24 protein-coding genes, 1 tRNA gene and 1 pseudogene are annotated in these 24,717 nt (G+C 63.2%); 8 read left to right on the top strand and 18 right to left on the bottom strand.

Annotated features, from left to right (window positions below; genetic code table 11):
- The first annotated feature begins 21 nt into the window (after positions 1 to 21).
- Positions 22 to 1,038: a class I SAM-dependent methyltransferase gene (locus tag P3R82_RS25335; protein WP_283195784.1), complete on the top strand. Its 1,017-nt coding sequence runs from the start codon at positions 22 to 24 to the stop codon at positions 1,036 to 1,038.
- Between the two features lie 5 nt (positions 1,039 to 1,043).
- Here P3R82_RS25335 and P3R82_RS25330 read toward each other — a convergent pair whose 3' ends face one another.
- From P3R82_RS25330 to fabA, 4 genes are all read right to left on the bottom strand, one after another.
- Positions 1,044 to 1,439 (bottom strand): type II toxin-antitoxin system HicB family antitoxin, encoded by a 396-nt coding sequence (locus tag P3R82_RS25330; protein ID WP_283195783.1) that lies wholly within the window; start codon positions 1,437 to 1,439, stop codon positions 1,044 to 1,046.
- A gap of 132 nt (positions 1,440 to 1,571) precedes the next feature.
- Positions 1,572 to 2,378 carry an enoyl-ACP reductase FabI gene (gene fabI, locus P3R82_RS25325; RefSeq protein WP_283195782.1) on the bottom strand — a complete coding sequence of 269 codons (807 nt, stop codon included), beginning with the start codon at positions 2,376 to 2,378 and terminating at the stop codon, positions 1,572 to 1,574.
- A 4-nt stretch (positions 2,379 to 2,382) separates the two neighbouring features.
- On the bottom strand, positions 2,383 to 3,606 hold the full coding sequence (gene fabB, locus P3R82_RS25320) for a beta-ketoacyl-ACP synthase I (RefSeq protein ID WP_018899122.1): 1,224 nt from the start codon (positions 3,604 to 3,606) through the stop codon (positions 2,383 to 2,385).
- Positions 3,607 to 3,664: 58 nt separating this feature from the next.
- On the bottom strand, positions 3,665 to 4,180 hold the full coding sequence (gene fabA / locus P3R82_RS25315; protein ID WP_183900791.1) for a 3-hydroxyacyl-[acyl-carrier-protein] dehydratase FabA: 516 nt from the start codon (positions 4,178 to 4,180) through the stop codon (positions 3,665 to 3,667).
- Positions 4,181 to 4,481: 301 nt separating this feature from the next.
- On the opposite strand from fabA, the gene irrA reads away from it, so the two are divergent.
- Entirely contained in the window at positions 4,482 to 4,901 is a 420-nt protein-coding gene (gene irrA / locus P3R82_RS25310) for an iron response transcriptional regulator IrrA (RefSeq protein ID WP_183900790.1), read from the top strand.
- A 25-nt stretch (positions 4,902 to 4,926) separates the two neighbouring features.
- Here the strand turns inward: irrA and P3R82_RS25305 are convergent, their stop codons facing one another.
- Positions 4,927 to 5,562 (bottom strand): trimeric intracellular cation channel family protein, encoded by a 636-nt coding sequence (locus P3R82_RS25305; RefSeq protein ID WP_183900789.1) that lies wholly within the window; start codon positions 5,560 to 5,562, stop codon positions 4,927 to 4,929.
- A 114-nt stretch (positions 5,563 to 5,676) separates the two neighbouring features.
- On the opposite strand from P3R82_RS25305, the gene P3R82_RS25300 reads away from it, so the two are divergent.
- Positions 5,677 to 6,159: a hypothetical protein gene (locus P3R82_RS25300; protein ID WP_283195781.1), complete on the top strand. Its 483-nt coding sequence runs from the start codon at positions 5,677 to 5,679 to the stop codon at positions 6,157 to 6,159.
- Positions 6,160 to 6,180: 21 nt separating this feature from the next.
- Here P3R82_RS25300 and P3R82_RS25295 read toward each other — a convergent pair whose 3' ends face one another.
- The 4 genes from P3R82_RS25295 to P3R82_RS25280 form a co-directional block, all read right to left on the bottom strand.
- Positions 6,181 to 6,966 (bottom strand): YdcF family protein, encoded by a 786-nt coding sequence (locus tag P3R82_RS25295; RefSeq protein WP_283195780.1) that lies wholly within the window; start codon positions 6,964 to 6,966, stop codon positions 6,181 to 6,183.
- A 71-nt stretch (positions 6,967 to 7,037) separates the two neighbouring features.
- Positions 7,038 to 7,754: a YoaK family protein gene (locus tag P3R82_RS25290; RefSeq protein ID WP_283195779.1), complete on the bottom strand. Its 717-nt coding sequence runs from the start codon at positions 7,752 to 7,754 to the stop codon at positions 7,038 to 7,040.
- A 172-nt stretch (positions 7,755 to 7,926) separates the two neighbouring features.
- A tRNA-Ala gene (locus P3R82_RS25285) sits at positions 7,927 to 8,002 on the bottom strand.
- A 153-nt stretch (positions 8,003 to 8,155) separates the two neighbouring features.
- The gene (locus P3R82_RS25280) at positions 8,156 to 8,548 is read right to left on the bottom strand and encodes a TIGR02300 family protein (protein WP_018899129.1); all 393 of its coding nucleotides are present in this window, start codon (positions 8,546 to 8,548) and stop codon (positions 8,156 to 8,158) included.
- A 257-nt stretch (positions 8,549 to 8,805) separates the two neighbouring features.
- Between P3R82_RS25280 and P3R82_RS25275 the strand changes: the two genes are divergently transcribed.
- The 3 genes from P3R82_RS25275 to rpsA all read left to right on the top strand — a co-directional run bounded on the left by P3R82_RS25275 (position 8,806) and on the right by rpsA (position 12,060).
- The gene (locus P3R82_RS25275; protein ID WP_283195778.1) at positions 8,806 to 9,471 is read left to right on the top strand and encodes an FMN-binding negative transcriptional regulator; all 666 of its coding nucleotides are present in this window, start codon (positions 8,806 to 8,808) and stop codon (positions 9,469 to 9,471) included.
- Positions 9,472 to 9,539: 68 nt separating this feature from the next.
- Positions 9,540 to 10,190: a (d)CMP kinase gene (gene cmk / locus P3R82_RS25270; protein ID WP_283195777.1), complete on the top strand. Its 651-nt coding sequence runs from the start codon at positions 9,540 to 9,542 to the stop codon at positions 10,188 to 10,190.
- Positions 10,191 to 10,359: 169 nt separating this feature from the next.
- A complete protein-coding gene (gene rpsA / locus P3R82_RS25265; RefSeq protein ID WP_183900782.1) occupies positions 10,360 to 12,060 on the top strand; it encodes a 30S ribosomal protein S1 in 1,701 nt (566 codons plus the stop codon).
- A gap of 96 nt (positions 12,061 to 12,156) precedes the next feature.
- On the opposite strand, the gene P3R82_RS25260 is transcribed toward rpsA, so the two are convergent.
- The 4 genes from P3R82_RS25260 to P3R82_RS25245 all read right to left on the bottom strand — a co-directional run bounded on the left by P3R82_RS25260 (position 12,157) and on the right by P3R82_RS25245 (position 15,507).
- The gene (locus tag P3R82_RS25260; RefSeq protein ID WP_283195776.1) at positions 12,157 to 13,785 is read right to left on the bottom strand and encodes a hypothetical protein; all 1,629 of its coding nucleotides are present in this window, start codon (positions 13,783 to 13,785) and stop codon (positions 12,157 to 12,159) included.
- A 230-nt stretch (positions 13,786 to 14,015) separates the two neighbouring features.
- Positions 14,016 to 14,642 carry a ribonuclease D gene (locus P3R82_RS25255; protein WP_283195775.1) on the bottom strand — a complete coding sequence of 209 codons (627 nt, stop codon included), beginning with the start codon at positions 14,640 to 14,642 and terminating at the stop codon, positions 14,016 to 14,018.
- 94 nt (positions 14,643 to 14,736) lie between these two features.
- Complete coding sequence (locus P3R82_RS25250; RefSeq protein ID WP_283195774.1) at positions 14,737 to 15,183, bottom strand: PACE efflux transporter; 447 nt, start codon at positions 15,181 to 15,183, stop codon at positions 14,737 to 14,739.
- 114 nt (positions 15,184 to 15,297) lie between these two features.
- Positions 15,298 to 15,507 (bottom strand): SlyX family protein, encoded by a 210-nt coding sequence (locus tag P3R82_RS25245; RefSeq protein WP_183900778.1) that lies wholly within the window; start codon positions 15,505 to 15,507, stop codon positions 15,298 to 15,300.
- 193 nt (positions 15,508 to 15,700) lie between these two features.
- Between P3R82_RS25245 and uxaC the strand changes: the two genes are divergently transcribed.
- The gene (gene uxaC, locus P3R82_RS25240) at positions 15,701 to 17,116 is read left to right on the top strand and encodes a glucuronate isomerase (protein ID WP_283195773.1); all 1,416 of its coding nucleotides are present in this window, start codon (positions 15,701 to 15,703) and stop codon (positions 17,114 to 17,116) included.
- Positions 17,113 to 18,566, top strand: a pseudogene (locus P3R82_RS25235) (mannitol dehydrogenase family protein). The gene uxaC and the pseudogene P3R82_RS25235 overlap by 4 nt, the downstream one beginning before the upstream one ends.
- Positions 18,567 to 18,588: 22 nt before the next feature.
- Here the strand turns inward: P3R82_RS25235 and P3R82_RS25230 are convergent.
- From P3R82_RS25230 to P3R82_RS25210, 5 genes are all read right to left on the bottom strand, one after another.
- Entirely contained in the window at positions 18,589 to 21,039 is a 2,451-nt protein-coding gene (locus P3R82_RS25230) for an FAD-dependent oxidoreductase (protein WP_283195772.1), read from the bottom strand.
- A 1-nt stretch (position 21,040) separates the two neighbouring features.
- On the bottom strand, positions 21,041 to 21,910 hold the full coding sequence (locus tag P3R82_RS25225) for a phosphotransferase (RefSeq protein WP_283195771.1): 870 nt from the start codon (positions 21,908 to 21,910) through the stop codon (positions 21,041 to 21,043).
- 25 nt (positions 21,911 to 21,935) lie between these two features.
- On the bottom strand, positions 21,936 to 22,334 hold the full coding sequence (locus P3R82_RS25220) for a hypothetical protein (protein ID WP_283195770.1): 399 nt from the start codon (positions 22,332 to 22,334) through the stop codon (positions 21,936 to 21,938).
- A 186-nt stretch (positions 22,335 to 22,520) separates the two neighbouring features.
- Complete coding sequence (ugpC, locus tag P3R82_RS25215) at positions 22,521 to 23,600, bottom strand: sn-glycerol-3-phosphate ABC transporter ATP-binding protein UgpC (RefSeq protein ID WP_283195769.1); 1,080 nt, start codon at positions 23,598 to 23,600, stop codon at positions 22,521 to 22,523.
- Positions 23,601 to 23,636: 36 nt separating this feature from the next.
- Positions 23,637 to 24,710: a Gfo/Idh/MocA family oxidoreductase gene (locus P3R82_RS25210; RefSeq protein ID WP_283195768.1), complete on the bottom strand. Its 1,074-nt coding sequence runs from the start codon at positions 24,708 to 24,710 to the stop codon at positions 23,637 to 23,639.
- Positions 24,711 to 24,717 lie beyond the last annotated feature (7 nt).

Here is a 24,717-nt window from a genome sequence, read left to right as displayed (position 1 = left end):
ATTCAAGCACGAGATAGAGCCATGAGCAGCGAGACGCTGAAGACACTGTTCCACCCCTTTGTAAGCGGCACCGTCGAGGCGCCCGGCGAGGGCGAGCGCGTGCTCTTCCTCGGCGCCGAGGCGGGCTTCGCCCTTCCTCAGGGCTTTGCCGCCGCGCTGAGCGCCGTACAGGGCTTCCGGCCGTTGTACCGGCAGCTGCTCGCCCAGCGCATCGAAACCACGCCTGAGGTCGAAGGCGAGGACTACGATGCCGTTCTGGTTCTCTGCAACAAGCACAAGGGCGAGAACGAGGCGAATATCGCCGAGGCACTCACCCGCGTGAAGATGGGCGGTCTCGTCGTTGTCGCCGGCGGCAAGGAAGACGGCATCCAGCCGCTGCGCAAGCGCATGGAAGCCTTCGGCCTGGCGCTCGAACATATGCCGAAGTACCACGGCGTCGCCTTCTGGTTCGGCGCGCCCGCCGATCCGTCCGAAATCATCGCCAAGTTCGCCAAGCCACCGGTGCGCGTCGACGGCCGCTTCGAGGCCGCCGCCGGCATGTTCTCGCACGATCGCATCGACGACGGCTCCGAGCTGCTCGCCTCGCGCCTGCCTACCGATTTCACCGGCGACGTCGCCGATTTCGGCGCCGGCTGGGGCTATCTCTCCGTCGAAATGGCGGAACGCTCGCCGGGCGTCAGCCGCCTCGACCTCTACGAGGCGAATTACGCCGCGCTGGAGGCCGCCAAGGCCAACATCGAGGAGAACTGCCCAAATGTACCGGCGCGCTTCTTCTGGCACGATCTGGCGGGCGAACAGGTCAGGGACAAGTACGACCTCGTCATCATGAACCCGCCCTTCCACGAAAGCCACGCCGCCGAGCCGGCGCTCGGCCAGGCGATGATCAAGACGGCGGCAGCTTCGCTCCGCTCCGGCGGTCGCCTGCTTCTGGTCGCCAACCGCGGCCTGCCCTACGAGCCGGTACTGGCTGCGAGCTTCCGCGAAAGCGGCGAAACCTGCCGCAACGCCCGCTTCAAGGTCTTGTGGGCGAAGAAATAAGCGGCTCAGGCCGCTTCTATTTCCTTGCGGGCGGCGCTCGCAAGGAAAGCCGAGCGCGTGAGACCGCGCTCCTTGGCCGCCGCGTCGATCGCGTCGAGCATGCCCTTGTCGAAGGTGACATTGGCGCAAACGGTCCGTGTCGTATCCTCGATAAACGGAATCCGTGTCAGGATGGCGCCTGACGCAAGCTCGCTCCGCACCTCGGGACGCGCGCTGATCTCGTCGAAGGATGACGGTGTCGGCAAAACCTCATCTTCCGCCCACAGCCGCAGGGCTTCGATCGCATTGGCGGTCAGGTCGTCCTCGACGTCGGCTGCGGAGAATAGGGACGGCAGATCGGGGAAGCTGACGCCGAAGACGCTGTCCGGTTCCTTGTGCACAAGCGCGAAGAAATATCTCATCATCGCTTTCCCTAAGACCATCAGTCTGGAAGACAGCGCATATCGGCGCCTACGTGAGATAGTATCTGAAACAAAAAGGCCATGCGCAATATAATGCGCATGGCCTTGTATTCGGTTGTGGCCGGCTGCCGCTTACTCGGCGTCGGCCTTGCGCAGCGCATCGAGCGCAGGCATCGAGGTAATGTTGAAGCCGGCGTCGACGAAGTGGATTTCGCCGGTGACGCCCGCCGCCATGTCGGAGAGCAGGTAGAGGGCCGAGTTGCCGACGTGATCGATCGTCACGGTCTTGCGCAGCGGCGAGTTCTGCTGGTTCCACGACAGGATGGCGCGGGCATCCGAAATGCCGGCGCCGGCGAGCGTGCGGATCGGGCCGGCGGAGATCGCGTTGACGCGAATGCCGCGCGGGCCGTAATCAGCCGCCAGATAGCGCACGGAGGCCTCGAGTGCCGCCTTGGCGACGCCCATGACGTTGTAGTTCGGAATGACGCGCGTCGAGCCGTTGTAGGTCAGCGTCAGCATCGAGCCGCCTTCGGTCATCAACGGCGCCAGGCGCTTGGCGATCTCGGTGAACGAGAAGCAGGAAATCACCATCGTGCGGCTGAAATTGTCGCGCGTGGTGTCGGCGTAAAGGCCCTTGAGCTCGTTCTTGTCGGAGAAGCCGATGGCGTGCACGACGAAGTCGAGCGTGCCCCAGCGTTCCTTGATCGCATCCACCGTAGCGTCGACGGAAGCGATATCCTCGACGTCGCAGGGCAGCACGAAATCGGAGCCGACTTCGGCGGCAAGCGGTTTCACGCGCTTGCCGAGTGCGTCGCCCTGGTAAGTGAAGGCAAGTTCCGCGCCCTGTGCCGCCAGCGCCTTGGAAATGCCCCAGGCGATGGAGTGGTTGTTCGCGACACCCATGATAAGCCCGCGCTTACCCTGCATGATTCCCGTCATGGTGTTATCCGTTGTAGCGCTGGAAGACGAGCGTGGCGTTGGTGCCGCCGAAGCCGAAGGAGTTGGAAAGCGCGATGTCGATCTTGGCATCGTCGATGCGCTTGCGCACGATCGGCACGCCGTCGAACTCAGGGTCGAGCTCGGTGATGTGAGCGCTTTCGCCGATGAAGCCGGCCTGCATCATCAGGAGCGAATAGATCGATTCCTGCACGCCGGCGGCGCCCAGCGAATGGCCGGTCAGCGACTTGGTGGACTGGATGTGCGGGATCTTGTTGCCGAACACTTCGCGGATCGCACCGATTTCCTTGCTGTCGCCGACAGGCGTCGAAGTGCCGTGCGTGTTGACGTAGTCGACATCGCCCTTCACCGTCGAGAGCGCCTGACGCATGCAGCGGATGGCGCCTTCGCCGGAAGGCGCGACCATGTCGTAGCCGTCGGAGGTGGCGCCATAGCCGACGATTTCGGCGTAGATCTTGGCGCCGCGCGCCTTGGCGTGTTCCAGCTCCTCGAGAACCAGAACGCCGGCGCCGCCGGCAATCACGAAGCCGTCGCGGGTTGCGTCATAGGCGCGCGATGCGGTCTCGGGCGTGTCGTTGTACTTCGAGGACATGGCGCCCATGGCGTCGAACAGGTTCGACATCGTCCAGTCGAGATCCTCGTGGCCGCCGGCGAACATGATGTCCTGCTTGCCCCACTGGATCATCTCGGCGGCGTTGCCGATGCAATGCGCCGAGGTCGAGCAGGCCGACGAGATCGAGTAGTTGACGCCGTGGATCTTGAACCAGGTCGCGAGCGTGGCCGAGGCGGTGGACGACATGGCCTTCGGCACGGCGAACGGGCCGATGCGCTTCGGGCTGTTGTTCTTGATGGTGATCTCGGCGGCTTCGATCAGCGTGCGCGTCGAAGGACCGCCCGAGCCCATGATGATGCCGGTGCGCTCGTTTTCGCTGTAGTCCTTTTCCTCGAGGCCGGAATCGGCCAGCGCCTGCTTCATCGCGACATGGTTCCAGGCGCCGCCCTGCGACAGGAAGCGCATGGCGCGGCGATCGACCAGATCCGTCGGATCGAGCGAGGGACGACCCCAGACCTGGCACTTGAAGCCGTGCTCGGCGAAGTCGTTGGAAAAGGAAATGCCGGACTTGGCATCGCGCAGCGACGCAGTGACCTCGGCGGCATCATTGCCGATCGAGGAAACGACGCCCAGACCCGTGACAACTACCCGTCTCATGTGTTTCGACCTTTTCGTTTTTTCTAACTTGGGAACCGGGCAGCGATGCCCGGTGCAATCAGGCGTCTTTGTCCTTGGACAGGCCGACGCGCAGGTCGGTGGCCTGGTAGATGGTTTCGCCATCGGCCTTCAGCCAGCCGTCGGCGGTGCCGAGCACCAGGCGGCCGCGCATGACGCGCTTGAAGTCGATGCCGTATTCGAGCAGCTTCGTGGTCGGGCGGATCATGCCCTTGAACTTCACTTCGCCGGTTGACAGCGCCATGCCGCGGCCGGGCTCGCCGAGCCAGCCGAGGAAGAAGCCCGTCAGCTGCCACATGCCGTCGAGGCCGAGGCAGCCGGGCATGATCGGGTTGCCCTGGAAGTGGCAGGGGAAATACCAATCGTCAGGCTTCACGTCGTACTCGGCGCGGATATAGCCCTTGTCGAAGGCACCGCCGGTCTCGGAGATGTCGGTGATGCGGTGAACCATGAGCATTGGCGGCAGAGGAAGCTGCGCGTTGCCGGGGCCGAAAAGCTCGCCACGGCCGCAGGCCAGGATTTCCTCATAGTTGAAGCTGGATTGTTTCGTCGCCATGAAAACTCTAATTCCCCCGCAACTAAGCTGATGGATGTGAACGTTTAGTCCAAGTTCGGCGGAAAATGAAGCATAAGCATGACTGAGCTTCACCCACGTCCAAGGACCGGCTGCGCGCCTTATTTGGTGGTCGCATACAGGAAGGCCAAGCCCCGGGCCAGCACTAATTATGCGAAAAGCCCGATTTTGCGGCGCTTTGACACGCCTTGTCCCCATTGAAACTATTGAAAGCCATTCGTGCAAAAGTTATATGGCTTAAGAGAAACATGATTGCGGGACGCTAGATTAGCTGGAGTTGTTGATGGCGGCTGAAGCCCCTCTTACCATTGAAGCAAGGTTGCGGGGCGCTGGCCTCAGGCCGACGCGCCAGCGCGTCGCGCTCGGCGACCTGCTCTTTGCGAAGGGCGATCGGCATCTGACCGTCGAGGAACTGCACGAAGAGGCGGTCGTCGCCGGCGTGCCGGTATCGCTCGCCACCGTCTACAACACCCTGCACCAGTTCACCGAGGCCGGCATGATCCGCGTTCTCGCGGTCGAAAGCGCCAAGACCTACTTCGACACCAACATCTCCGATCACCACCACTTCTTCGTGGAAGGCGACAACGACGTGCTCGATATTCCGGTGAGCAATCTCACGATCGACAATCTGCCGGAGCCGCCCGAAGGCATGGAGATCGCCCATGTCGACGTGGTGATCCGCCTGCGTCCCAAGCGCGTCTGATCAACGCGCCCGACCTCCATCACATCTACATGACGTCGTCGGGATGCCGGCCGGGCTTTGCCTTGTAGGTCGGAAACGTCCATCCATAGTAAAGCGCCCCGCCGCGCACAGCGAAGGCCGCGAGCACGCCGGCGGCCGATGCCGCGTAGAGCGGTAGCCCGAATTCGGTGGCGCCGGTGAAGATCGCCGCGCCCACCAGCGCGGCGGTGATGTAGATCTCCGGCCTCAGCAGCACCGAGGGTTCGTTGGCCAACAGATCGCGCAGGACGCCGCCGAAGGTCGCCGTCAGCGTGCCCGTCACGATCGCGATGGTCGGCGAGCCGGTGGCGGCCAGTCCCTTGGCGGCACCCATGGCGCAATAGGCCGACAGCCCGACAGCGTCGAGCCAGATCAGCAGCCGGTAGCGCGATTCCACCAGATGCGCGGTGAAGAACACGATGACGCCCGCCGCGCAGCAGATGAGGATATAGGTGGGGTTCAGGACCCAGAATACCGGCACCCGGCCCAAAACGATATCGCGCACCGTGCCGCCGCCTGTGCCGGTGATGACCGCGAAGAACAGAAAGCCGATCAGATCGAGCTGCTTGCGCGAGGCGGCAAGCGCGCCGGTCGCCGCGAACAGGGCAACGCCGGCATAGTCGAGATAGACGAATGGCGACATTGCGTGCTCCAATGGCGATCTTTCCTTCGAATAATCATGGCCGCAAGGGCGGCGCAAGGCGCATCAGCCAAACTCGCTAGCCAATCACGTCCTTATCCGACGAAAAGAGAACCCGTGAAAAAGCTGCTGATCGCCTTGAATCTCGTTGCGGCCCTGGCCGTATCCACGGCCGCCCAGGCCCAGCAGTCGCTGCTTCCCGACCCGGAGGTCTACGAGAAGGATTACTTCAAGAAGCAATGCGCCGAGGTCTCTTTTTCCGACGGCTTCGCCACTCGCCAGGACATCAACAATGACGGGCTCGTCGACGTGGTCGTCAACGAGGGACTAATGACCTGCGACGGCAGCAGCAACACCAAGTGCGACGAGGACGGCTGCGTCAACAACTTCTATCTCCAGGTTGCCGAGGGCGGTTATTTCATGATCGCCACCGCCAAGACCTACGGCTACGATGTCGAGCAGCGCTACGGCAACAAGGTTCTGGCGATGAAGATGCATCCACGCTTCTGCGACCGGCCCAACGCCGATCCGAAGACCGATCCCTGCGTCATCACCACCCGCGTGCGCGGCACCAAGTTCGTCACGATTTTCAAGAAATAGCGCGCCGGGACAAGGCCGGGCTCATCGCGGATAGAGCTCCGAGGTGCGTCCGGCGAAATAATATCCGACGAGGCCGAACCATTCGCGGACCGCCGTCGCCATGTTCTGCGCGTTCCGGCTCGGCTGGGTGAAATCGAGCGCCAGCCGCTCGCGACCGTCGGTCCTATAGTCCGTCGGCCAGGGCGTGACGTCGATGCCGAGCTTGCGGAAAATCCCGACCGAACGCGGCATGTGATAGCCCGAGGTGATCAGCAGGCAGTTGGAAAGTCCCTGGCTTGCGAGGAGATCCTTGGTGTTGACGGCGTTCTCGAAGGTGGTTCGCGAGGTCGTCTCCTGCACCAGCCGCTCCTTCGCCACGCCGAACAGCGGGAAGAACCGTTCGGCCATGGCCGCGTCGCCCTCGTAGACACCAGACATCGATCCGTCGCCACCGGAGACGAGGATGCGCGACTGCGGATATTTCTGCGCCAGCCGCAGCGTCTCGATGAACCGGTCGCCGCCGGCATTCATCTCGATCCCCTGCCTGGATGTATTGACCTCGTTCTCGAACCCGCCGCCGAGCACGATCATGCATGTAAGCGCGGCCGGGTCCTGCGGCTTGGCGAAGCGATCTTCCAGACCCTGCAGCAGATAATTGCCCACGGTCGTGTAGAGCGTGAGGAAGAGCACGAGGCCGGCGCAGGCGGTCGATAGCAGGCTGATGATCCTAAAGCGGACCAACCCCGCGATCAACGCGACGACGACGAGGAGGAAGGCCAGCGACAGCGGCTGCCCGAAAATCCAGACGAGTTTTGAGAAGATAAACACGTGGGCCGCTCCGCTGCTGCATCGGTTCTGGAACGACGTCTAGCTGATTCGCGAACGGGATAGTGCAACGATCACTTCGCGCGCTGGATCGACGCGCGCGGGGTGGTCTGGTTGAACCGCCGCTGTAGCGGCTTCGGGATCAGGAGAGCGGCCAGCGCGACCAGCATGGCGAAGGCGGCGACCACCCACAGCGCGGCGGCACCCGCTGCCTGTGTCAGCAGCGCGCCCGCTATGGCGCCGAGCAGCATGCCGAGCCAGGGAACGATCTGGATCGTCCAGTCGAGCCGCCGTTCGCCGATCAGAAAGCGGCCGATGCCACGTCCGAAACGCGACAGCGCCCCGGTCACATAGGTCAGCCCGATCGGCAGCCCCTCGATATGCTCGACGGCGGCGTTCACCATCCCCATGGAGGCGACGATCAGGTAGAAGCGGGGCAGTGCAAGGCCGGGATCGCTCATCAGCGAGGCGCCCGCCAGCATCAACCCGACGCAGCCGAGCACCACGAACACCCGCCGCTCGGCGAAATGGGCAACCACGATCCCGGCGGCATTGCCGAGCACGAAGACGGTGATCGCCGCGATCAGCACGGCCGCATGCCCGAAGTTTCCGGCTCCGAGCGACAGCGCCGCCCGCGTCGTATTCCCGGTCATGAATGACACGAAATCGCCGCTCAAAACCAACCCGGTCGCATCCGTCATCCCCGCCAGAAACGAAATCGCCCCCGCGAGCACAAGCCCGGTCGCCGTCCGGCGTGTGTGAATGATGCGGCGTCGTCTCTGTCGTGTCATGGGTGGGATCCCGGACGCTGAAATGGTGCCGAAGACCGGGTGGAGCCTCGCGGCGTGAAAAGGAATGATTGAAAACTGCAGGTCGAGCATACGCCCGAGATGGCGGGAAACGCAATTCGGGTGGTCGGATGATTTAGTCGAGAATTACACGAGAATTACAGGGGAAAAAATTTGGTGGAGCTAAGCGGGATCGAACCGCTGACCTCTTGCATGCCATGCAAGCGCTCTCCCAGCTGAGCTATAGCCCCATCAGGGTGGACCGGTCTGTGCCGGGCCTGGGATGCTTCGCGAAGCGCTTGTCCTCGGGAAGTGGCGGCTTAATACGTGCGGTTTTCGCAGATGGCAAGCCTAAAAAATCGGCCCGGTGAATTTTTCTCGCCCGGGCCGATCCTTGTTCGAAATCAGACGTCTTCTTCGTCGCCGGTCACGCCGATGATGTCGCTCATGTCGTCATCGTCGTCGTCTTCGTCGGCTTCCAGGAAGGTATCGTCGTCGTCATCGCCTTCGATTTCGACGTCGTCGTCGCCCATGTCGGGGATATCGTCGCCGGATGCATCGCCGTCAGCATCCTCGAGCGAGACCAGTTCGACTTCCGTGCTTTCGGTATCGACTTCGGCCACTTCTTCCTCTTCCTGCGCGGCTTCTGCAGCGGCGGCGGCCGAGCTTTCGACGAAGAAGGAGAGCGGGTAGGTCTTGCCCGTGTAAGGAGAAACGATCGGGTTCCGGTTCAGGTCGTAGAATTTCTTGCCGGTTTCCGGATCGGTACGCTTGGTTCCAAGTTCAGCTTTCGCCACTGTTGAGCCTCGTGATCGTGAGAATGGCCGAACCTGAGTTCGGCAAATGCCGTTGAAACCGGCGTTCTGTTCGGAATTTATAAGCCGGTCCCCATAATCGTTGCGGGCCGCCATGTCAAAGCCTAACTTCATGTGCCGCCACGACAAGCGCGCACCGCGCGGCGGATGACCGGGCCAATGGTTTGTGCTAGTGAGCCGCGAATAGTCGATGGGTAACGTGACGCCGGCAGGTTCCGGCAGCAAGACGGATGGGCGACATGTATCAGCCACCGCATTTCAGGGAAGACGATCTTGGCGTCCAGCACGCGCTGATCAGGGCGCATCCGCTCGGCCTCTTGATCAGCATGGGCGCCTCCGGCCTGATGGCCAACTCGGTGCCCTTTCATCTCGATGCGGCGGCGTCCGAGAAGGGAACGCTTCGGCTGCATCTGGCGAGAGCCAATCCGCAATGGCGCGATCTCGCGGATGGCGCCGAGCTGCTTGTCGTCTTCCAGGGCGCCGACAGCTATGTCACGCCCTCCTGGTACGAGACCAAGCGCGAGACCGGCAAGGTGGTGCCGACATGGAACTATGCCGTGGTGCAGGTGCGCGGCGCCGCCCGCGTCATCGAGGACGCGGATTGGCTGCTCGCGCAGATCACCGCCTTGACCACGCAGCACGAGACGCCGCGTGAAAAGCCATGGGCCGTCAGCGACGCGCCGGAGGCCTATGTGAAGGCGCAGATGAAGGGCATCGTCGGCGTCGAGATCGAGATCGCCGCCATCGAGGGCAAGTGGAAGGTCAGCCAGAACCGGCCGGTCGCCGACCGTGCGAGTGTCGCGGCGGGGCTCGGCGAAACGGCGGGCCAGGACGAGATGACGGATCTCGTGCGCCGCTATGGCGGTTTGCCAGAAGCGGGCGAAGAGGCCGACAAAGAGCGTTGAGACACCGGCCGATCCATATCGGCCGACGGAAAAGGCCCGGAAGTATCGGGCGGGATAGAAAGACCAGCATGCCGACCAGTTCAGACCATTTTGTCATCGCCATCGATGGACCGGCCGCCGCCGGCAAGGGCACGCTGTCGCGCCGCATCGCCGAGACCTATGGCTTCCACCATCTCGACACCGGGCTAACCTATCGCGCCACCGCCAAGGCGCTGCTCGACGCCGGCCTGCCGCTCGATGATGAGCCTACGGCGGAAAAAATCGCCCGCGAGGTTGAACTCGCCGGCCTCGATCGCGATATCCTGTCGAAACACGAGATAGGTGAAGCCGCCTCGAAGATCGCCGTGATGCCGTCGGTGCGCCGCGCGCTGGTCGAGGCGCAGCGCAAGTTTTCGGAGCGTACGCCGGGCACGGTGCTCGACGGGCGCGACATCGGAACGGTGGTCTGCCCCGAGGCACCGGTGAAGCTTTATGTGACGGCATCGGCGCAAGTGCGCGCGAGGCGCCGTTTCGACGAGATCAAGGCAAAGGGGATCGCCGCCGATTTCGCGGCGATTTTCGAAGACGTCAAGCGGCGCGACGAACGCGACATGGGACGGGCCGACAGCCCTTTGAAACCAGCCGAAGACGCGCACTTGCTTGATACGTCGGAAATGAGTATAGAAGCCGCGTTTCAAGCCGCGAAATCGGTCATCGATGCCGCCTTGAACCGAAACTAGGATTTGAGGCGTTCCGCCAGGCTTTGCCCGGAGTGCCTCGAACAACAGCCTGAAATTCCGTCCAAGCGCCGGATTGCCTTCGAAGAGAGGGCGGACGGGGATCAGGCTCATTCAACACGAACCAACCGGCGCATACGTGTCCAAAGATCTCGGACACGCAGGAGATTTCATGTCAGTAGCTACTCCCTCTCGCGAAGATTTCGCGGCCCTTCTGGAAGAATCCTTTGCCAAGAACGATCTGGCTGAAGGCTATGTAACCAAGGGTATCGTAACGGCAATCGAGAAGGACTCCGCCGTTGTCGACGTTGGCCTCAAGGTCGAAGGTCGCATTCTGCTCAAGGAATTCGGCGCCAAGGCCAAGGACGGCACGCTCAAGGTCGGCGACGAAGTCGAAGTTTACGTTGAGCGCATCGAAAACGCTCTCGGCGAAGCTGTTCTGTCGCGCGAAAAGGCTCGCCGCGAAGAGAGCTGGGTCAAGCTCGAAGCCAAGTTCGAAGCTGGTGAGCGCGTTGAAGGCGTTATCTTCAACCAGGTCAAGGGCGGCTTCACGGTTGACCTCGACGGTGCCATCGCCTTCCTGCCGCGTTCGCAGGTCGACATCCGTCCGATCCGCGACGTTACCCCGCTGATGCACAACCCGCAGCCCTTCGAAATCCTCAAGATGGACAAGCGTCGCGGCAACATCGTCGTATCGCGTCGTACGGTTCTGGAAGAATCCCGTGCCGAGCAGCGTTCTGAAATCGTTCAGAACCTCGAAGAAGGCCAGGTTGTTGACGGCGTCGTCAAGAACATCACCGACTACGGTGCGTTCGTTGACCTCGGCGGCATCGACGGCCTGCTGCACGTCACCGACATGGCATGGCGCCGTGTGAACCATCCGTCGGAAATCCTGTCCATTGGCCAGCAGGTCAAGGTTCAGATCATCCGCATCAACCAGGAAACCCACCGCATCTCGCTCGGCATGAAGCAGCTCGAGTCGGATCCGTGGGATGGCATCCAGGCCAAGTATCCGGAAGGCAAGAAGATCTCCGGTACCGTCACGAACATCACCGACTACGGTGCGTTCGTCGAGCTGGAGCCGGGCATCGAAGGCCTGATCCACATCTCGGAAATGTCCTGGACCAAGAAGAACGTACACCCCGGCAAGATCCTGTCCACGAGCCAGGAAGTCGAAGTCGTCGTTCTCGAAGTCGATCCGTCCAAGCGTCGTATTTCGCTCGGCCTCAAGCAGACCCTGGAAAACCCGTGGGCGGCATTCGCTCGCAACCATCCGGCCGGCACTGAAGTCGAAGGCGAAGTCAAGAACAAGACCGAATTCGGCCTGTTCATCGGCCTCGACGGCGATGTTGACGGCATGGTGCACCTCTCCGACCTCGACTGGAACCGTCCGGGCGAACAGGTCATCGAGGAATACAACAAGGGCGACGTCGTTAAGGCTGTCGTTCTCGATGTAGACGTCGAAAAGGAGCGCATCTCGCTCGGCATCAAGCAGCTCGGCAAGGATGCGGTCGGCGAAGCAGCCGCTTCCGGCGACCTGCGCAAGAACGCTGTTGTTTCGGCTGAAGTCATCGCCGTCAACGACGGTGGCATCGAAGTGAAGCTCGTCGACCACGAAGACATCACCTCGTTCATCCGCCGCGCTGACCTCGCTCGCGATCGCGACGACCAGCGTCCGGAGCGCTTCTCGGTTGGCCAGACGGTTGACGCTCGCGTCACCAACTTCTCGAAGAAGGACCGCAAGGTCATGCTTTCGATCAAGGCTCTGGAAATCGCTGAAGAGAAGGAAGCCGTTGCTCAGTTCGGTTCGTCCGACTCTGGCGCTTCGCTCGGCGACATCCTCGGCGCGGCTCTGAAGAACCGCGGCGAATAATCGCCAGCCGTCAGGCTTGAAGAATAAGAGAACCCGCCGGAGCGATCCGGCGGGTTCTTTCGTTTTCGGTCCCTTGGGAGGAGGTCGAAAGCCGGTCTATTCCCAGCCGACCATGCGCCGGTAGCGCGCATAGGCTTCGTCGCTCGCCGGCGCCATCGGCAGGCCGGGACCCGGCAGCATCAGGATGGGCGCGCCCTCTTCGTCAAGGACCGGTGCCGCTATCGCGGATTGCTGCGCGGCCATGAATGCCGCTTCGTCGCTGTCGTCACCGGCCGCCAAAGCCTGCTCTTCGGGCGTCTCCGCCTCGTCCGCGCCGTCCTGGTCGTCGCTTTTCCCGTCGCCCTGGTCGATGTTGCCGTTGTGGTCCTGGCGGTTCATCTCGCGCGAACCGGCGTCATCAGTCTCGTCCTTGGCGAAGTTGTAGGGCTGCGGCGCATAGGGCACGCCCTCGACGATCTTCATCAGAACGGGCGCGTAGGTTGCTTCGATCATCTGCCGCGCCGCTGATGATGGCGCGTTGCCATCCGTCTCTTCGGGCTGTCTCGCCGCCGCCTGTGCCGCCGCGGCCTCCAGCGCCGAGGGCGCGGTCTGCGCCGCCACCGGCTTGGCGAGCCCGTTCGCCAGCAACATTTGCTCGGCGGGGCGCTTCAGATTGTCGGGGATGTCGGCGATCAGCGTATCGTCGAGCAGCGCGTCGATATCGACCGCCGGCTCCACCTCGGTCGCCTCGATCAGAACCTCCGTCTGCTGATCGCGGATGATGACGACGATCATGTCGGTCTCGTCCTTCGACAGCGAAGCCGGAATGCCGACCCAGTTCTTCGGGATGATCGGATCGGCCTTGGTGTCGCCCGTGACTGCCGGTTCCGCCATAACCTCGCCTGTCTCGGCTTCGGGTACGGGAGCCGATGTATCCGCTTCAGTGGCTGCAACAGGCGCTTCCACGGCTTCTTCCGTCGAGCGCGCGACGCTTGCGGCGGCCATCGCCGCTTTCGGCTCCGCGCGCTCGGCTGGCGAGGCCGGGGCGGCCTCGTCGGCGACGGTGGCCTGCGCGGTTACTTCGCTCTTGCTGTCGGCGGCCTCGCCTGCCGCCGGCATCGCCGTATTCCTCGTTCCGCCTGCCTCCGAAGCCGCTGTCGTCGCGCGGGGCGCCGGCGACGTGACCGTATCGCGATGCAGGCTTATCTCCGGCCGCTGTTCGGCGCGCGTCGGCGAGCCGTCGTTCTGGCTGTAGGATTTGAGAACGGCGCGCGTCGCGAGATCGCGATCCCTGGAGCCGATCGTTTCGAGATAGGCGGCAATGCGCGTCGCGGCCGGTCCGGCCGGGTTTTGCAGGGCCTCGGCAAGCAGGCGCAGCGGTATCGTGTATCCCTTGGCCGCCAGCTGGCGCTCGATGATCTCGATCTTCGCGGCCGGCAGCTTCTGGATCGCTTCGGCCAGCCGCGATGCGAAGACGAGATCCGGCTCGTCGGCGTCGCGCGGCTGGGACATCGCCTGTCCCGTGGCGGTCAGCACGTTGAGCAATGCTTCGACCATGCGGGCCCGGACGGCAAGCAGCAGGATGTTGAGCTTGGCGGTGGCGCCGGACGTCAGGTCCGGGCTCTCGACCTGGTTGACGGGCACGATCGCGGTCGAACCGCGCACGATGTCGCTGGCACCGAGCGCCGATGGCGACCCCTGCGAGGGAAAGCTTGAACTTGATGCTGCACGAACGGGAGTCAACATGGCATGCTTCCTCTTTCGTAAAATGCGATAAAGCAGGTTACAAGAAAGCCGCGTTCATCGGGCTGTTGGCATTCTCCGCCCGACTGACGGGACCCGGAGGACGCTCCATCGCGCCACGGAATGCTTAGAAGTTAATGCGTATCCTAGTGATTCACCGTTAACGAATCACTAATCATTCGGTGCGTGCCGGGGCATGACGGCTTCCGTCGCGGAAAACTGGAAAGCACGCCTCAGCTGTGCGCGAAAATATCCGTCTCTTCCCAGCCGAGAAGATCGAGCTTGGCGCGGGTTGGCAGGAATTCGAAGCAGGCCGTCGCGTGCTCGAAGCGGCCGTCGCGGATAAGGCGGTGCGTGAGCTTGTCGCGCAGCGCATGCAGATGGAGCACATCCGAGGCCGCATATTCGAGCTGCGCCTGCGACAGCGTCTCGGCACCCCAGTCGGAGGATTGTTGCGCCTTGGAGACGTCGACCTCGAGCATCTCCTTGAGATTGTCCTTCAGCCCATGGCGGTCGGTATAGGTGCGGCAGAGGCGCGAGGCGATCTTGGTGCAGAACACCGGCTGCGTCGTCACGCCGAATGTGTGGAAGAGAACCGCGATGTCGAACCGACCGTAATGGAATATCTTCTGGTGCGTCGGATCGGCCAGAAGCGCCACCAGGTTCGGCGCTTCGGTCTGCCCGGCGGCGATGCGGATGACATCGGCCGTGCCGTCTCCCGATGAAAGCTGAACGACGCACAGCCGGTCGCGGCGCGGCACCAGCCCCAGCGTTTCGGTGTCGATCGCGACGGCGCCGGTGTAACGGGCGGCGGCCGCCGCCGGAATATCGCCTTCGTGGTAACGGATCGTCGCGGCCATGCTGTCGTCTTTCGCTGAGCAATGATGTTCTGGCGCTATATAGACCCGAAAACCGCAATCGCAAACCGCGCCATTTGGCGCCGCATGAAGACGATCAGCCGCGCATCGCGTCAGGCGTCTTCCCCTGCCAGTCCGGCAGCGGGAAGATCCGGTCGTAGGCCCAGTTGAAGACGAAGGTGTAGACCAGATAGAAGAGCGCGAAGGACACGTCCATCAGGAAGGCCTCCAGAAGGCTGACGTCGAGATACCAGGCGATAAGCGGCAGGAGCGCCAGAAGCAGGCCACCCTCGAACAGGACGGCATGCAGGACGCGAACGGCAAGGCTCTTCCTCGTGCCGCCGGTCAGGCGCTGCATCGCATGGTCGAAGCCGAGATTGTAGAGATAGTTCCAGCCCGTCGCGATCGTGGCGCCGGCAACGCCGACCACGCCGACATCGGCGAGAGGCATGCCGAACGCCAGCGCGCCGAGTGGCGTGACGAGGGCAAGGCCGATGATTTCGAAACTGATGGCGTGACGGATACGGTCGGATGTGGATCGCATGGATAACCCCTGTGGGATAGGTCGGGTCGTCCCGAGTTTTTGCCCAGAAGGGGGAGGTCGTCCTCTCAAGCTCCGATATAGGGATTTCGCCCGCGAAGGGCAAGATGGCGACAATCAGTAATGCGGCGGCCTTGTGATCGACGGCGCTTCCAGCGACTGTTCTTCGAGCGAGAGAAAGCGCTCGGTCAGCCGGTCCAGCTTGGCGCGCGTCTGCTCGACCACCTTCCACTGTTCCGTCAGCTGGTCGGACAGTTCTTCGATCGTCTTGGCCTGATGGGCGACGGTTTCCTCGAGTTGGGTGATACGATCGGTCTGATCCGGCATCGGGTTCTCCTTGCCACGACCGGCCATGTGAACCGGTCATGTGATTGCGCTCTCCAAAGCGGAAATAGGCCGCAAGGTCAATCGTTTCGAGAGGCACCGTCGCCGATTCACAAAGTGAACCGTTTGGTTACTAAAAGCCCTTGCCGCATCTTTTTTTGTGCGCTAGGCCGGTGGAGACTTGGGAGGAATACTGATGGATGTTGGCAATGGATTTCTGCATCCGGACCGGCTCTTTCCCGCCGATCCGGCAACGCGATCAATCGCGCGCGAGCTTTACGAGAGCGTAAGCGCTCTCCCGATCGTCAGCCCGCACGGGCACACCGAACCCGCCTGGTTCGCCGACGACAGGCCGTTCGAGGATGCCGCCTCGCTGCTCGTCATTCCGGATCACTATCTCTTCCGGATGCTGCACAGCGTCGGCGTCAAGCTCGACGATCTCGGCGTTCCCCGCCTCGACGGCAAGCCCGTCTCGTCCGGCCGCGCCATCTGGCGCACCTTCGCGACGCACTATCATCTCTTCCGGGGAACCCCGTCGAGCCTCTGGGTCGATCACGCCATGTCGGCCGTGCTCGGCTGTGAGGAGCCGCTGACATCAGGGAATGCCGACGCGCTCTACGACCACATCAACGCGCAACTGGCCCTGCCGGAATTCCGTCCGCGCGCGCTCCACAAGCGCTTCGGCATCGAGACCATCGCCACCACCGAGGGCGCGCTCGACCAGCTCCCGCACCACCGGAAGATGGCCGAGGATGGCTGGATCGGCCGTGTCCGCACCACCTATCGCCCCGATAGCGTCACCGATCCCGATGCCGTCGGCTTCCGCGAAAACCTCGTGAAGCTCGGCGAGCTCACCGGTTGCGACGTCGCGAGCTGGGATGGCCTGATCGACGCACACCGCAAGCGCCGCGCCTATTTCCGCCAGTTCGGCGCCACCGCCACCGACCACGGCGTCCCCACCGCCTTCACCGCCGACCTGCCGCATTCCGACAAGCAGCGGCTGCTCGACCGGGCGCACAGGGGCACGCTCGAGGCTGGCGAGGCCGAGCTTTTCCGTGGCCAGATGCTGACGGAAATGGCCGGCCTTTCGGCGGAAGACGGCATGGTCATGCAGATCCACGCCGGCTCGCGCCGCAATACCGACCGCGAACTCTTCCAGACGCGCGGGCCGAACATGGGGGCCGATATCCCGACGCCGACCGACTGGGTCGGCGGCCTCTCGGCGCTTCTGGCGAAATACGGCCATGCGCCGGGTCTGCGCGTGCTGCTCTTCACGCTCGACGAAACCACCTACGCCCGCGAACTGGCGCCGATGGCTGGCCACTGGCCCTGCCTGATGATCGGCCCGCCCTGGTGGTTCCACGACAGCCCGGCCGGCATTCGCCGCTATCTCGACCAGGTGGTCGAGACGGCAGGCTTCGCCAACATGGCCGGCTTCAACGACGACACGCGCGCGCTGCTCTCCATCCCCGCCCGCCACGACGTCTGGCGCCGCGAGGTTTGCGGCTTCCTGGCGACGCTTGCGGCCGAGCACCGCATTTCGCGCAAGGATGCGGCGATCGCCGCCGCCGATCTCTCCTACGGCAACGCCAAGAAGGCCTACAAGCTGTGACCGAACGATTGACGCGCCTCACCGGCCTGGCACCATCCGCCAAGCTTCCCGCCTTCAACCGGGACAAGCTGAAGCCGGGCATCCTGCATCTCGGCCCCGGCGCCTTCTTCCGCGCCCACTTCGCGCCCTATACCGATGCGGCGCTGGCGCTCGCCGGTGGCGATTGGGGGATCGAGGTGGCAAGCCTGCGCACCGCCGATGTCGCCGATCACCTGAACGAGCAGAACGGCCTCTACACCATGCTGGTGCGCGACACGGAAGGCACGGTCGCGCATGTCATCGGTCCGATCCTCAAGGCGCATGTCGCGACCCGCGACCCGGGTGAACTGCTGGCGCGGCTGGAAGACCCCGCCATCCGCATCGTCAGCCTGACGGTGACCGAAAAGGCCTATGGCTTCGATGCAGCGACCGGCGGTCTCGATCTCAAGCATGCCGATATCATCGCCGACCTTGCGAACCGCCACGCCCCGCGCGGCGTCATCGGCTATCTCGTCGAGGGCCTGGCGCGCCGCCGCGCCAGGGGCATCGCGCCGTTCACCCCGCTCAGCTGTGACAATCTCCCGAGCAACGGCGCGGTGTTGAAGCGCCTCGTGCTCGATTTCGCCGGCCGCGTCGATCCCGAGCTCAAGGCCTGGATCGAGCGTGAAGTTCCGTTCCCCTCGACCATGGTCGACCGCATCACGCCCGCCAGCACCGATGCCACCTATCGTGACGCCGAAACGCTCACCGGCCGCGTCGACCTTGCGGCGATCGAGACCGAACCCTTCACGCAGTGGGTCATCGAGGACAGCTTCGCCAACGGCCGCCCGCAATGGGAAAAGGCCGGCGCGCTGATGGTCGAGGATGTCTCGGCCTACGAGAAGATGAAGCTGCGCATGTTGAACGGCGCGCATTCGCTGCTCGCCTATCTCGGTTATATCGGCGGCTATGAATTCATCCGCGACGTCATGGGCGATAGCGGCCTGTCGGCCCTTGCACGCCGCCATATGAACGCCGCCGCCAGCACGCTCGACCCGGTCCCCGGCATCGATCTGGACACCTATGCCGACGAATTGATAGCCCGCTTTGCGAACAAGGCGATCGCTCACCGCACCTACCAGATCGCCATGGACGGCACCCAGAAGCTGCCGCAGCGCCTGCTGGAGCCGGCGGTGGAAGCCTTGGCCGGGGGCAGCCAGGCGGAAACCTACGCCATCGCCGTCGCCGCCTGGATGCGGTACGCGCTGGGCATCGACCGCAACGGCAAGAGCTACGAGTTGCGCGACCCCCGCGCCAACGAGATCGCCGCATTGCTGGTGGATGTCCCCCGCAACGGCCCCACCGTGGCGCGGCGCTGTTCACACTGCCCGGCCTCTTCCCGGCCGCGCTCACCGGGAACGCCGCATGGGCCGAGGACGTGATCAACAAGCTCGACATCCTGATCCAGGACAGCAAGCTGCCGCTGTTCTGATTGGGGCTGGGAGGGCTTTAGACTAAGCCTTCACCCGCGCCATCTCGGGATCGTAAAGCGGCGTCAGCGACACCTGGCACGGCACCCGCACCCGCGCGACGTCGAGCTCGTATCGGCCCGACAGCACGAAACCTTCCGTCACGCCCTCGGCGTTGCGCACGTAGCCGTAGCCGATCGGTTTGCCCACGGTGTAGCCGAAGCCGCCTGACGAGAGCCAGCCGACGCGCTTGCCGTCGCGGTAGATCGTCTCGCGGCCGAGCAGCACTACGTCGGGATCATCGGGCACGAAGCAGGCGAGCATCTTCTTGACGCCCGAGGCCAGCTGCCGTTCGATCGCCTCGCGGCCGCGGAACGGCGTGGTCTTCTTCGTCTTCACCGCCCAGCCGAGGCCTGCTTCGATCGGCGTATGATCCGGCCCGATGTCCGAGCCCCAGGCGCGATAGCCCTTTTCCAGCCGGCAGCTTTCGATCGCCCGATAGCCGGCATTGACGAGATGCAGCGGAGCACCGGCCGTCATCAGCGCGTCGTAGACGGTCGTGGCGTATTCAATCGGCACATGCAGCTCATAGCCGAGTTCGCCGACATAGGTGATGCGCAGCGCGCGCACCGGGCAGCCGGCGATGCCGATGGTCTTGACGCGGCCGAAGGGGAAGGCGGCGTTGGAGATGTCGCTGCCCGTGACCTTTTCCAGCACCGCGCGTGCATTCGGCCCCATCAGCGCCAGCACGCAATAGGCGGACGTCACGTCGACCAGCTCTGCGTGTAGATCGTCTGGAATATTGCGGGCGATCCAGTCGAAGTCGTGTGTCGCGAAGCCCGTGCCGGTGACGATGTAATATTCGTCCTCGGCGATGCGCGCGCAGGTGAGGTCACACTCGATGCCGCCCTCGTCGTTCAGCATCTGCGTGTAGACGAGCGAACCCACGGGCTTGGCGACGTTGTTGGCTGATATCCACGAGAGTGCCTTTTCCGCGTCGCGGCCCTTCAGCGTGAATTTGGCGAACGAGGTCTGGTCGAAGATGACCGCCGCCTCGCGCACCGCTTTGTGCTCGCGGCCCACCGCCTCAAACCAGTTCTGCCTCTCGTAGCTGTAGACGTCCTTCGGCTCCTCGTTGGCGAAGAGATCGGCGAACCAGTTGGGCCGCTCCCAGCCGAGCTTTTCGCCGAAGCATGCGCCCTGCGCCTTCAGCCGGTCGTAGAGCGGCGATTTGCGGCATGGGCGACCGCTGGAATATTCCTCGAAGGGGAAGGCCAGCGTGTAGTGCTTGCCATAGGCCTCCAGCGTGCGGGTGCGCACCCAGTCGGTGTCGAAATGCGGGCGGCCGAAGCGGCGGATATCGACAGGCCAGAGATCGTAGGGTGGTTCGCCCTTGGAGACCCACTCCGCCAGTGCCATCCCCGCGCCGCCGGCCGATGCGATGCCGAAGGCGTTGAAGCCGGCGCCGACAAAGAAGTTCTTGAGCTCCGGCGCCTCGCCGAGAATGAAGTTGCCGTCAGGCGTAAAGCTCTCCGGCCCGTTCAGGAGCTGCTTGACGCCGACATTCTCAAGCGCCGGCACGCGGCCGAGCGCCTGCTCCATGATCTGCTCGAAATGGTCGAAATTGCTGTCGAGCAGCGTGTAGTGAAAGCCCTCGGGGATACCCGACGTTGCCCAGGGGATCGGGTTCGGCTCGTAGCCGCCCATGACGATGCCGCCAACCTCTTCCTTGTAATAGGTCAGCCGGTCGGGATCGCGCAGCGTCGGCAGGTTGGAGGGCACGCCGAAGGATTCGGTGATGATATACTGGTGCTCGACCGAGACCAGTGGCACGTTGACGCCGAAGCGCGCCGCGAAACTGCGCGTCCATTGCCCGGCGCAAACGACGACGCGCTCGCATTCGATGCGGCCATGCCCGGTGATCACGGCGCGGATGCGGCCCTTGTCGATCTCGAGGTCGATCACCTCGGTATCCTCGAAGATCGAAACGCCGGCCATGCGCGCGCCCTTGGCGAGCGCCTGCGTGATGTCGGAGGGATTGGCCTGGCCGTCGGTCGGCAGGTAGGCGGCGCCGATCAGGTCGTCTGTCGTCATCAGCGGCCAGAGGTCGAAGGCTTCCCGCGGCGTCAGAAGCTGCATGTCGAGCCCGAAGGATTGCGCCGTGGTCGCCTGCCGCTTCACCTCGGTCCAGCGTTCTTCGTTACAGGCAAGCCGCAGCCCGCCGTTCATCTTCCAGCCGGTGCCAAGCCCGGTCTCGGCCTCCAGTCGCTTGTAGAGATCGACGGAATAGCCGAGCAGCTGGGTGATGTTGGCGCTGGTCCTGAGCTGGCCGACGAGGCCTGCGGCATGGAAGGTGGTGCCCGAGGTCAGCTTCTTGCGTTCCAACAGCACGGTATCCGTCAAGCCGAGCTTGCCGAGATGATAGGCCGTCGAGCAGCCGATGATGCCGCCGCCGATGACGACAACCTTGGCGGTTCTGGGCAATTCCTTCGTCATGTCATTGATCCTGTTCGGCATAGGCGCGCTCGAAGCGCGCACGGTTTTCGGCGGTATAGGCGGCGTAGTCGAAATCGATGGTCGAGTGGATTTCCGAGACCATGCTCCACAGCATCTCGCGCAAGAGAGAGGCGCATTTCATCGCTTGGTAGCGCCGCCAGAGATCCGGTGTCAGCGGCGCTTGGTAATAGGCCTCCAGCATCGCCCGCTCGGCATCCTCGGAAAACTCGTTGTTGGAGGCGAGGCCGCCGAGATCGAAGAGCGGCGTGTTGAAGCCGGCATAGTCCCAATCGATCAGCCAGAGCCTTTTGCCGTCGTCGAGAAAATTGGCGGCCAGCATGTCGTTATGGCCGAAGGCGATCTCGAAAGGCCCCGCCGCCTGCTCCAGCCGCTCCGCCTTGATCAGGAGATAGGAAAACAGCTGATGATAGGTGCTGCCGGCGGCCTCGAGCGTCGCGATATAGTCGCGCACAACGTGAAACACCCAGAATATCGTGGCCGCGCCGCGAAATTCGCGTGCGATATCGTGATGGCAGGCGCGCACCAGCGGAATCACGCGCTCCAGGGTCCCGGCGTCGCGCAGATCCTCCGGCGTTAGCGCTCGTGCATCGATGTAGTCGAGCACCAGCACGCCCGGCGCATGGTGGATCACCGCCGGCGAGAGCCCCGCCGCATGCGCCGCCTTGCTCGCCGCCAGCTCGTTCGATCGGCTGATGTGATGGACGGGGATGTCGTCGCCCAGCCGCACGACCCGCTTCAGCGTGCCGTCGCGGACCAGATAGTTGCGGTTGGTGATGCCTCCCGTGATCGCCGAGATATCGACCGGACCATTCCATATGCCAAGCGCACGTATCCGGTCTTCAGGCGTCACGCTGTCCCCCCCCTCGCGGCCTATCCTATGACGAGACTAGCAACCCGTCATCATCTACCCAGATGATAGCAGGGATACTGTAGAAGTAGACTGTTAGTTCAGGGTCGTTTTCATCATCTACGTGGATGGGCCACTGAGCGGAAAGCGAAGCCACGATTTCCTCTGAGGTTGCGCGCCAATGCGCTTCGCTGTCTTGTATTGTCAATTTCGGAGATGGATTTGCTGGAGATATATAACAATCAGCTCCCGGAGCAATGAACTTGATCTTCCCGGCGTCTAGCAACTGATTGATCGCGTCAAAGAAAGCCCACTTTTTCTCCTGTAAAGAGAGCAAGTCGTCGGGGTCGATAGCGCTGAAAAGCGTGTAGGCGGAAAGGCCAAACACTTTTCGAACAATCTCAGAGATTTCATCTATATTACTCATGGATTGTCTTCGTTCAGGACCTTTATCTCAAGACTATACGTTATTCATGCCAACCGCGCCTGCCGGCATGTCAATTGTCGATGTGGGCCCGGTTTGTCCAGATGAAGTCGATGCGCCAGGAAGTGAAATTGCGTCCAGTAGTGCTGACAGCCAGACCGGGCTGTCAAGCGTGGCAAATGGGCGGGGCTAAATGGTGCTGCCCGCACCGTCGAAGATATGACAGCGCGCCGGGTCGAAATAGGCGGTGACGTTGGCCCCGCGCTCCACCTTCTGCTGCCCGTCGAGCGCGATCGTCAGCTGCTGCCTGTCGGGCGTCGTCGTGTAGAGCATCGTCGCGCCGCCGAGGTTTTCCAAGAGGTCGATGTTGACGGACGAGAGCGCGATGCCGCCCTTGTCGATCAGCGACAGATGCTCCGGACGGATGCCGAAGGTCACGCTCTCTCCCGCCTGCGCCGCCACCCGGCGCGGCAGCCGCACGCCGTTGCCGCAGACGTTGATCGTTGTCTCGCTCTCGCCGACGGCTTCGATCTTGCCCTGCAGGAAGTTCATCTTCGGGCTGCCGATGAAGCCGGCGACGAAGCGGTTGGCGGGGTTGTTGTAGAGGTCGAGCGGCGCGCCCACCTGCTCGATGCGGCCGGAATTCAGCACCACGATCTTGTCGGCCATGGTCATGGCTTCCACCTGATCGTGGGTGACGTAGATCATCGTATTGCCAAGGCTGCGGTGCAGCCGCGAGATCTCCACGCGCATCTGCACGCGCAGTTCCGCGTCGAGGTTGGAGAGCGGCTCGTCGAACAGGAAGATGCGCGGTTCGCGCACGATGGCGCGGCCGATCGCGACGCGCTGCCGCTGCCCGCCCGAAAGCGCCTTCGGCTTGCGCTGCAATAGCTTCTCGATCTGCAGGATCTGCGCCGCGCGCTGCACCCTGGGCTCGATCTCGGCCTTCTTGTAGCCGGCTGTCTCCAGCCCGAAGGCGAGGTTCTTGTAGACGGACATGTGCGGGTAGAGCGCGTAGGACTGGAACACCATGGCGATCCCGCGCTTGGCCGGCGCCACCTCGTTCATCCGCTCGTTGTCGAGCATCAAGGCGCCGCCGGAGATTTCCTCCAGGCCGGCGATCATACGAAGCAGCGTGGACTTGCCGCAGCCGGACGGGCCGACGAAAACGACGAATTCGCCGGGATCGATCGCCAGATCGATGCCGTGGATGACGTCAAGCGCGCCATAGCGTTTCTCGACCTTCTGAAGAACGACGCTCGTTGCCATCTCTTGGGTTTCCTTGTCTGGTCTTTGTCTGGTCCGTTACCGGGTTCTTGCGCGCCAGTCGGCGTATTTCGGGCTGTCGGGTCCGACGGGCAGGGCGATGTCCTGGCCGCTGTCCGACGATTGATAGATGGCGGTCACCAGTTCCAGCGCCCGCCGCGCATCCTGCGTGCTGACGGGCAGCGGACCCTTGCCTTCGAGATGGGCGTGGAAATGCGCCATCTGCGTGGTGAAGCGCGGCGCCACCGGCTGCCAGTCGCCGATCACGGCGTCGATCCGGCGCTGCACCTCGTCATTGGCGGCAAGGATCGTCCATGGGTCCTTGCCCGGCGAATAGGCCTCATGGTTGCTCTCGAAGGTGACGTTCTCGAAATGCAGCCTCAGCCGGCTGATTTCCCTTTGCGAGCCGAGCGTGCAGGAGAGCGAAACGAAAGCGCCGCTTTCCATTTGCAGGCTCGCCGAGGCGCAGTCTTCAACCTCGATGTCGTTGACGCGTGTCGCGACGCGGCCGAAGACGCGTGTCGCCGGCCCCATCAGGTGCAGCAGCATGTCGTGCAGGTGCAGCGCATGCGTCACCAGCACGCCGCCGAGCTCGGTTGCCCACTTGCCGCGCCAGGGAACGGCGTAATAGGCGGGTGTGCGCAGCCAGAAGGTCTCGACCGAACCCATGTAGGGCTTGCCCGCGATCCCCGCCTCGATGATCCGTTTCGCCTTCTCCACGCCGTCGCCGTAGCGATACTGGAAGATCGGCATCAGCACGCCCTTGGCGGTCTTTTCGACGCGCATGATCTCGTCGACGCCTGATAGCGATCCGGTGAGCGGCTTCTCGCAGATCACGTGCTTGCCCGCCTGAAGGGCCGCCACCACCTGCTCGAGATGAATGCCGGGTGGCGTGCAGATGTCGACGATGTCGATGCTGTCGTCGGCGAGAACCTCTGCAAACGAGGTGGTGCGACCGATGATGCCGAACTCGTCTGCCACTTCGGCGAGCCTGGCTTCGTTGAGGTCGCAGAGAAAAGCCACTTCGAACTTGTCGGGATGCGGCAGGTAGCCTTCGACGATATGCGAGCGGCCGATGCCGCAGCCGATGATCGCTACTCTCTTGATACTCATGGGATAG

This window comes from Rhizobium sp. AN80A, from assembly GCF_030053015.1.
In the GTDB taxonomy this organism is placed as follows: Bacteria; Pseudomonadota; Alphaproteobacteria; order Rhizobiales; family Rhizobiaceae; genus Rhizobium; species Rhizobium metallidurans.
The sequence above is the reverse complement of the archived record's forward strand: the minus strand, read 5'-3'. Positions and strand labels throughout refer to the sequence as shown.

Bases quoted from the DNA above. Each gene is read 5' to 3' on its own strand.
- P3R82_RS25335 (WP_283195784.1), top strand. From the start codon at position 22: ATGAGCAGCGAGACGCTGAAGACACTGTTCCACCCCTTTGTAAGCGGC.
- P3R82_RS25330 (WP_283195783.1), bottom strand. From the start codon at position 1,439: ATGAGATATTTCTTCGCGCTTGTGCACAAGGAACCGGACAGCGTCTTC.
- fabI (WP_283195782.1), bottom strand. From the start codon at position 2,378: ATGACGGGAATCATGCAGGGTAAGCGCGGGCTTATCATGGGTGTCGCG.
- fabB (WP_018899122.1), bottom strand. From the start codon at position 3,606: ATGAGACGGGTAGTTGTCACGGGTCTGGGCGTCGTTTCCTCGATCGGC.
- fabA (WP_183900791.1), bottom strand. From the start codon at position 4,180: ATGGCGACGAAACAATCCAGCTTCAACTATGAGGAAATCCTGGCCTGC.
- irrA (WP_183900790.1), top strand. From the start codon at position 4,482: ATGGCGGCTGAAGCCCCTCTTACCATTGAAGCAAGGTTGCGGGGCGCT.
- P3R82_RS25305 (WP_183900789.1), bottom strand. From the start codon at position 5,562: ATGTCGCCATTCGTCTATCTCGACTATGCCGGCGTTGCCCTGTTCGCG.
- P3R82_RS25290 (WP_283195779.1), bottom strand. From the start codon at position 7,754: ATGACACGACAGAGACGACGCCGCATCATTCACACACGCCGGACGGCG.
- P3R82_RS25275 (WP_283195778.1), top strand. From the start codon at position 8,806: ATGTATCAGCCACCGCATTTCAGGGAAGACGATCTTGGCGTCCAGCAC.
- cmk (WP_283195777.1), top strand. From the start codon at position 9,540: ATGCCGACCAGTTCAGACCATTTTGTCATCGCCATCGATGGACCGGCC.
- rpsA (WP_183900782.1), top strand. From the start codon at position 10,360: ATGTCAGTAGCTACTCCCTCTCGCGAAGATTTCGCGGCCCTTCTGGAA.
- P3R82_RS25260 (WP_283195776.1), bottom strand. From the start codon at position 13,785: ATGTTGACTCCCGTTCGTGCAGCATCAAGTTCAAGCTTTCCCTCGCAG.
- P3R82_RS25255 (WP_283195775.1), bottom strand. From the start codon at position 14,642: ATGGCCGCGACGATCCGTTACCACGAAGGCGATATTCCGGCGGCGGCC.
- P3R82_RS25250 (WP_283195774.1), bottom strand. From the start codon at position 15,183: ATGCGATCCACATCCGACCGTATCCGTCACGCCATCAGTTTCGAAATC.
- P3R82_RS25245 (WP_183900778.1), bottom strand. From the start codon at position 15,507: ATGCCGGATCAGACCGATCGTATCACCCAACTCGAGGAAACCGTCGCC.
- uxaC (WP_283195773.1), top strand. From the start codon at position 15,701: ATGGATGTTGGCAATGGATTTCTGCATCCGGACCGGCTCTTTCCCGCC.
- P3R82_RS25230 (WP_283195772.1), bottom strand. From the start codon at position 21,039: ATGACGAAGGAATTGCCCAGAACCGCCAAGGTTGTCGTCATCGGCGGC.
- P3R82_RS25220 (WP_283195770.1), bottom strand. From the start codon at position 22,334: ATGAGTAATATAGATGAAATCTCTGAGATTGTTCGAAAAGTGTTTGGC.
- ugpC (WP_283195769.1), bottom strand. From the start codon at position 23,600: ATGGCAACGAGCGTCGTTCTTCAGAAGGTCGAGAAACGCTATGGCGCG.
- P3R82_RS25210 (WP_283195768.1), bottom strand. From the start codon at position 24,710: ATGAGTATCAAGAGAGTAGCGATCATCGGCTGCGGCATCGGCCGCTCG.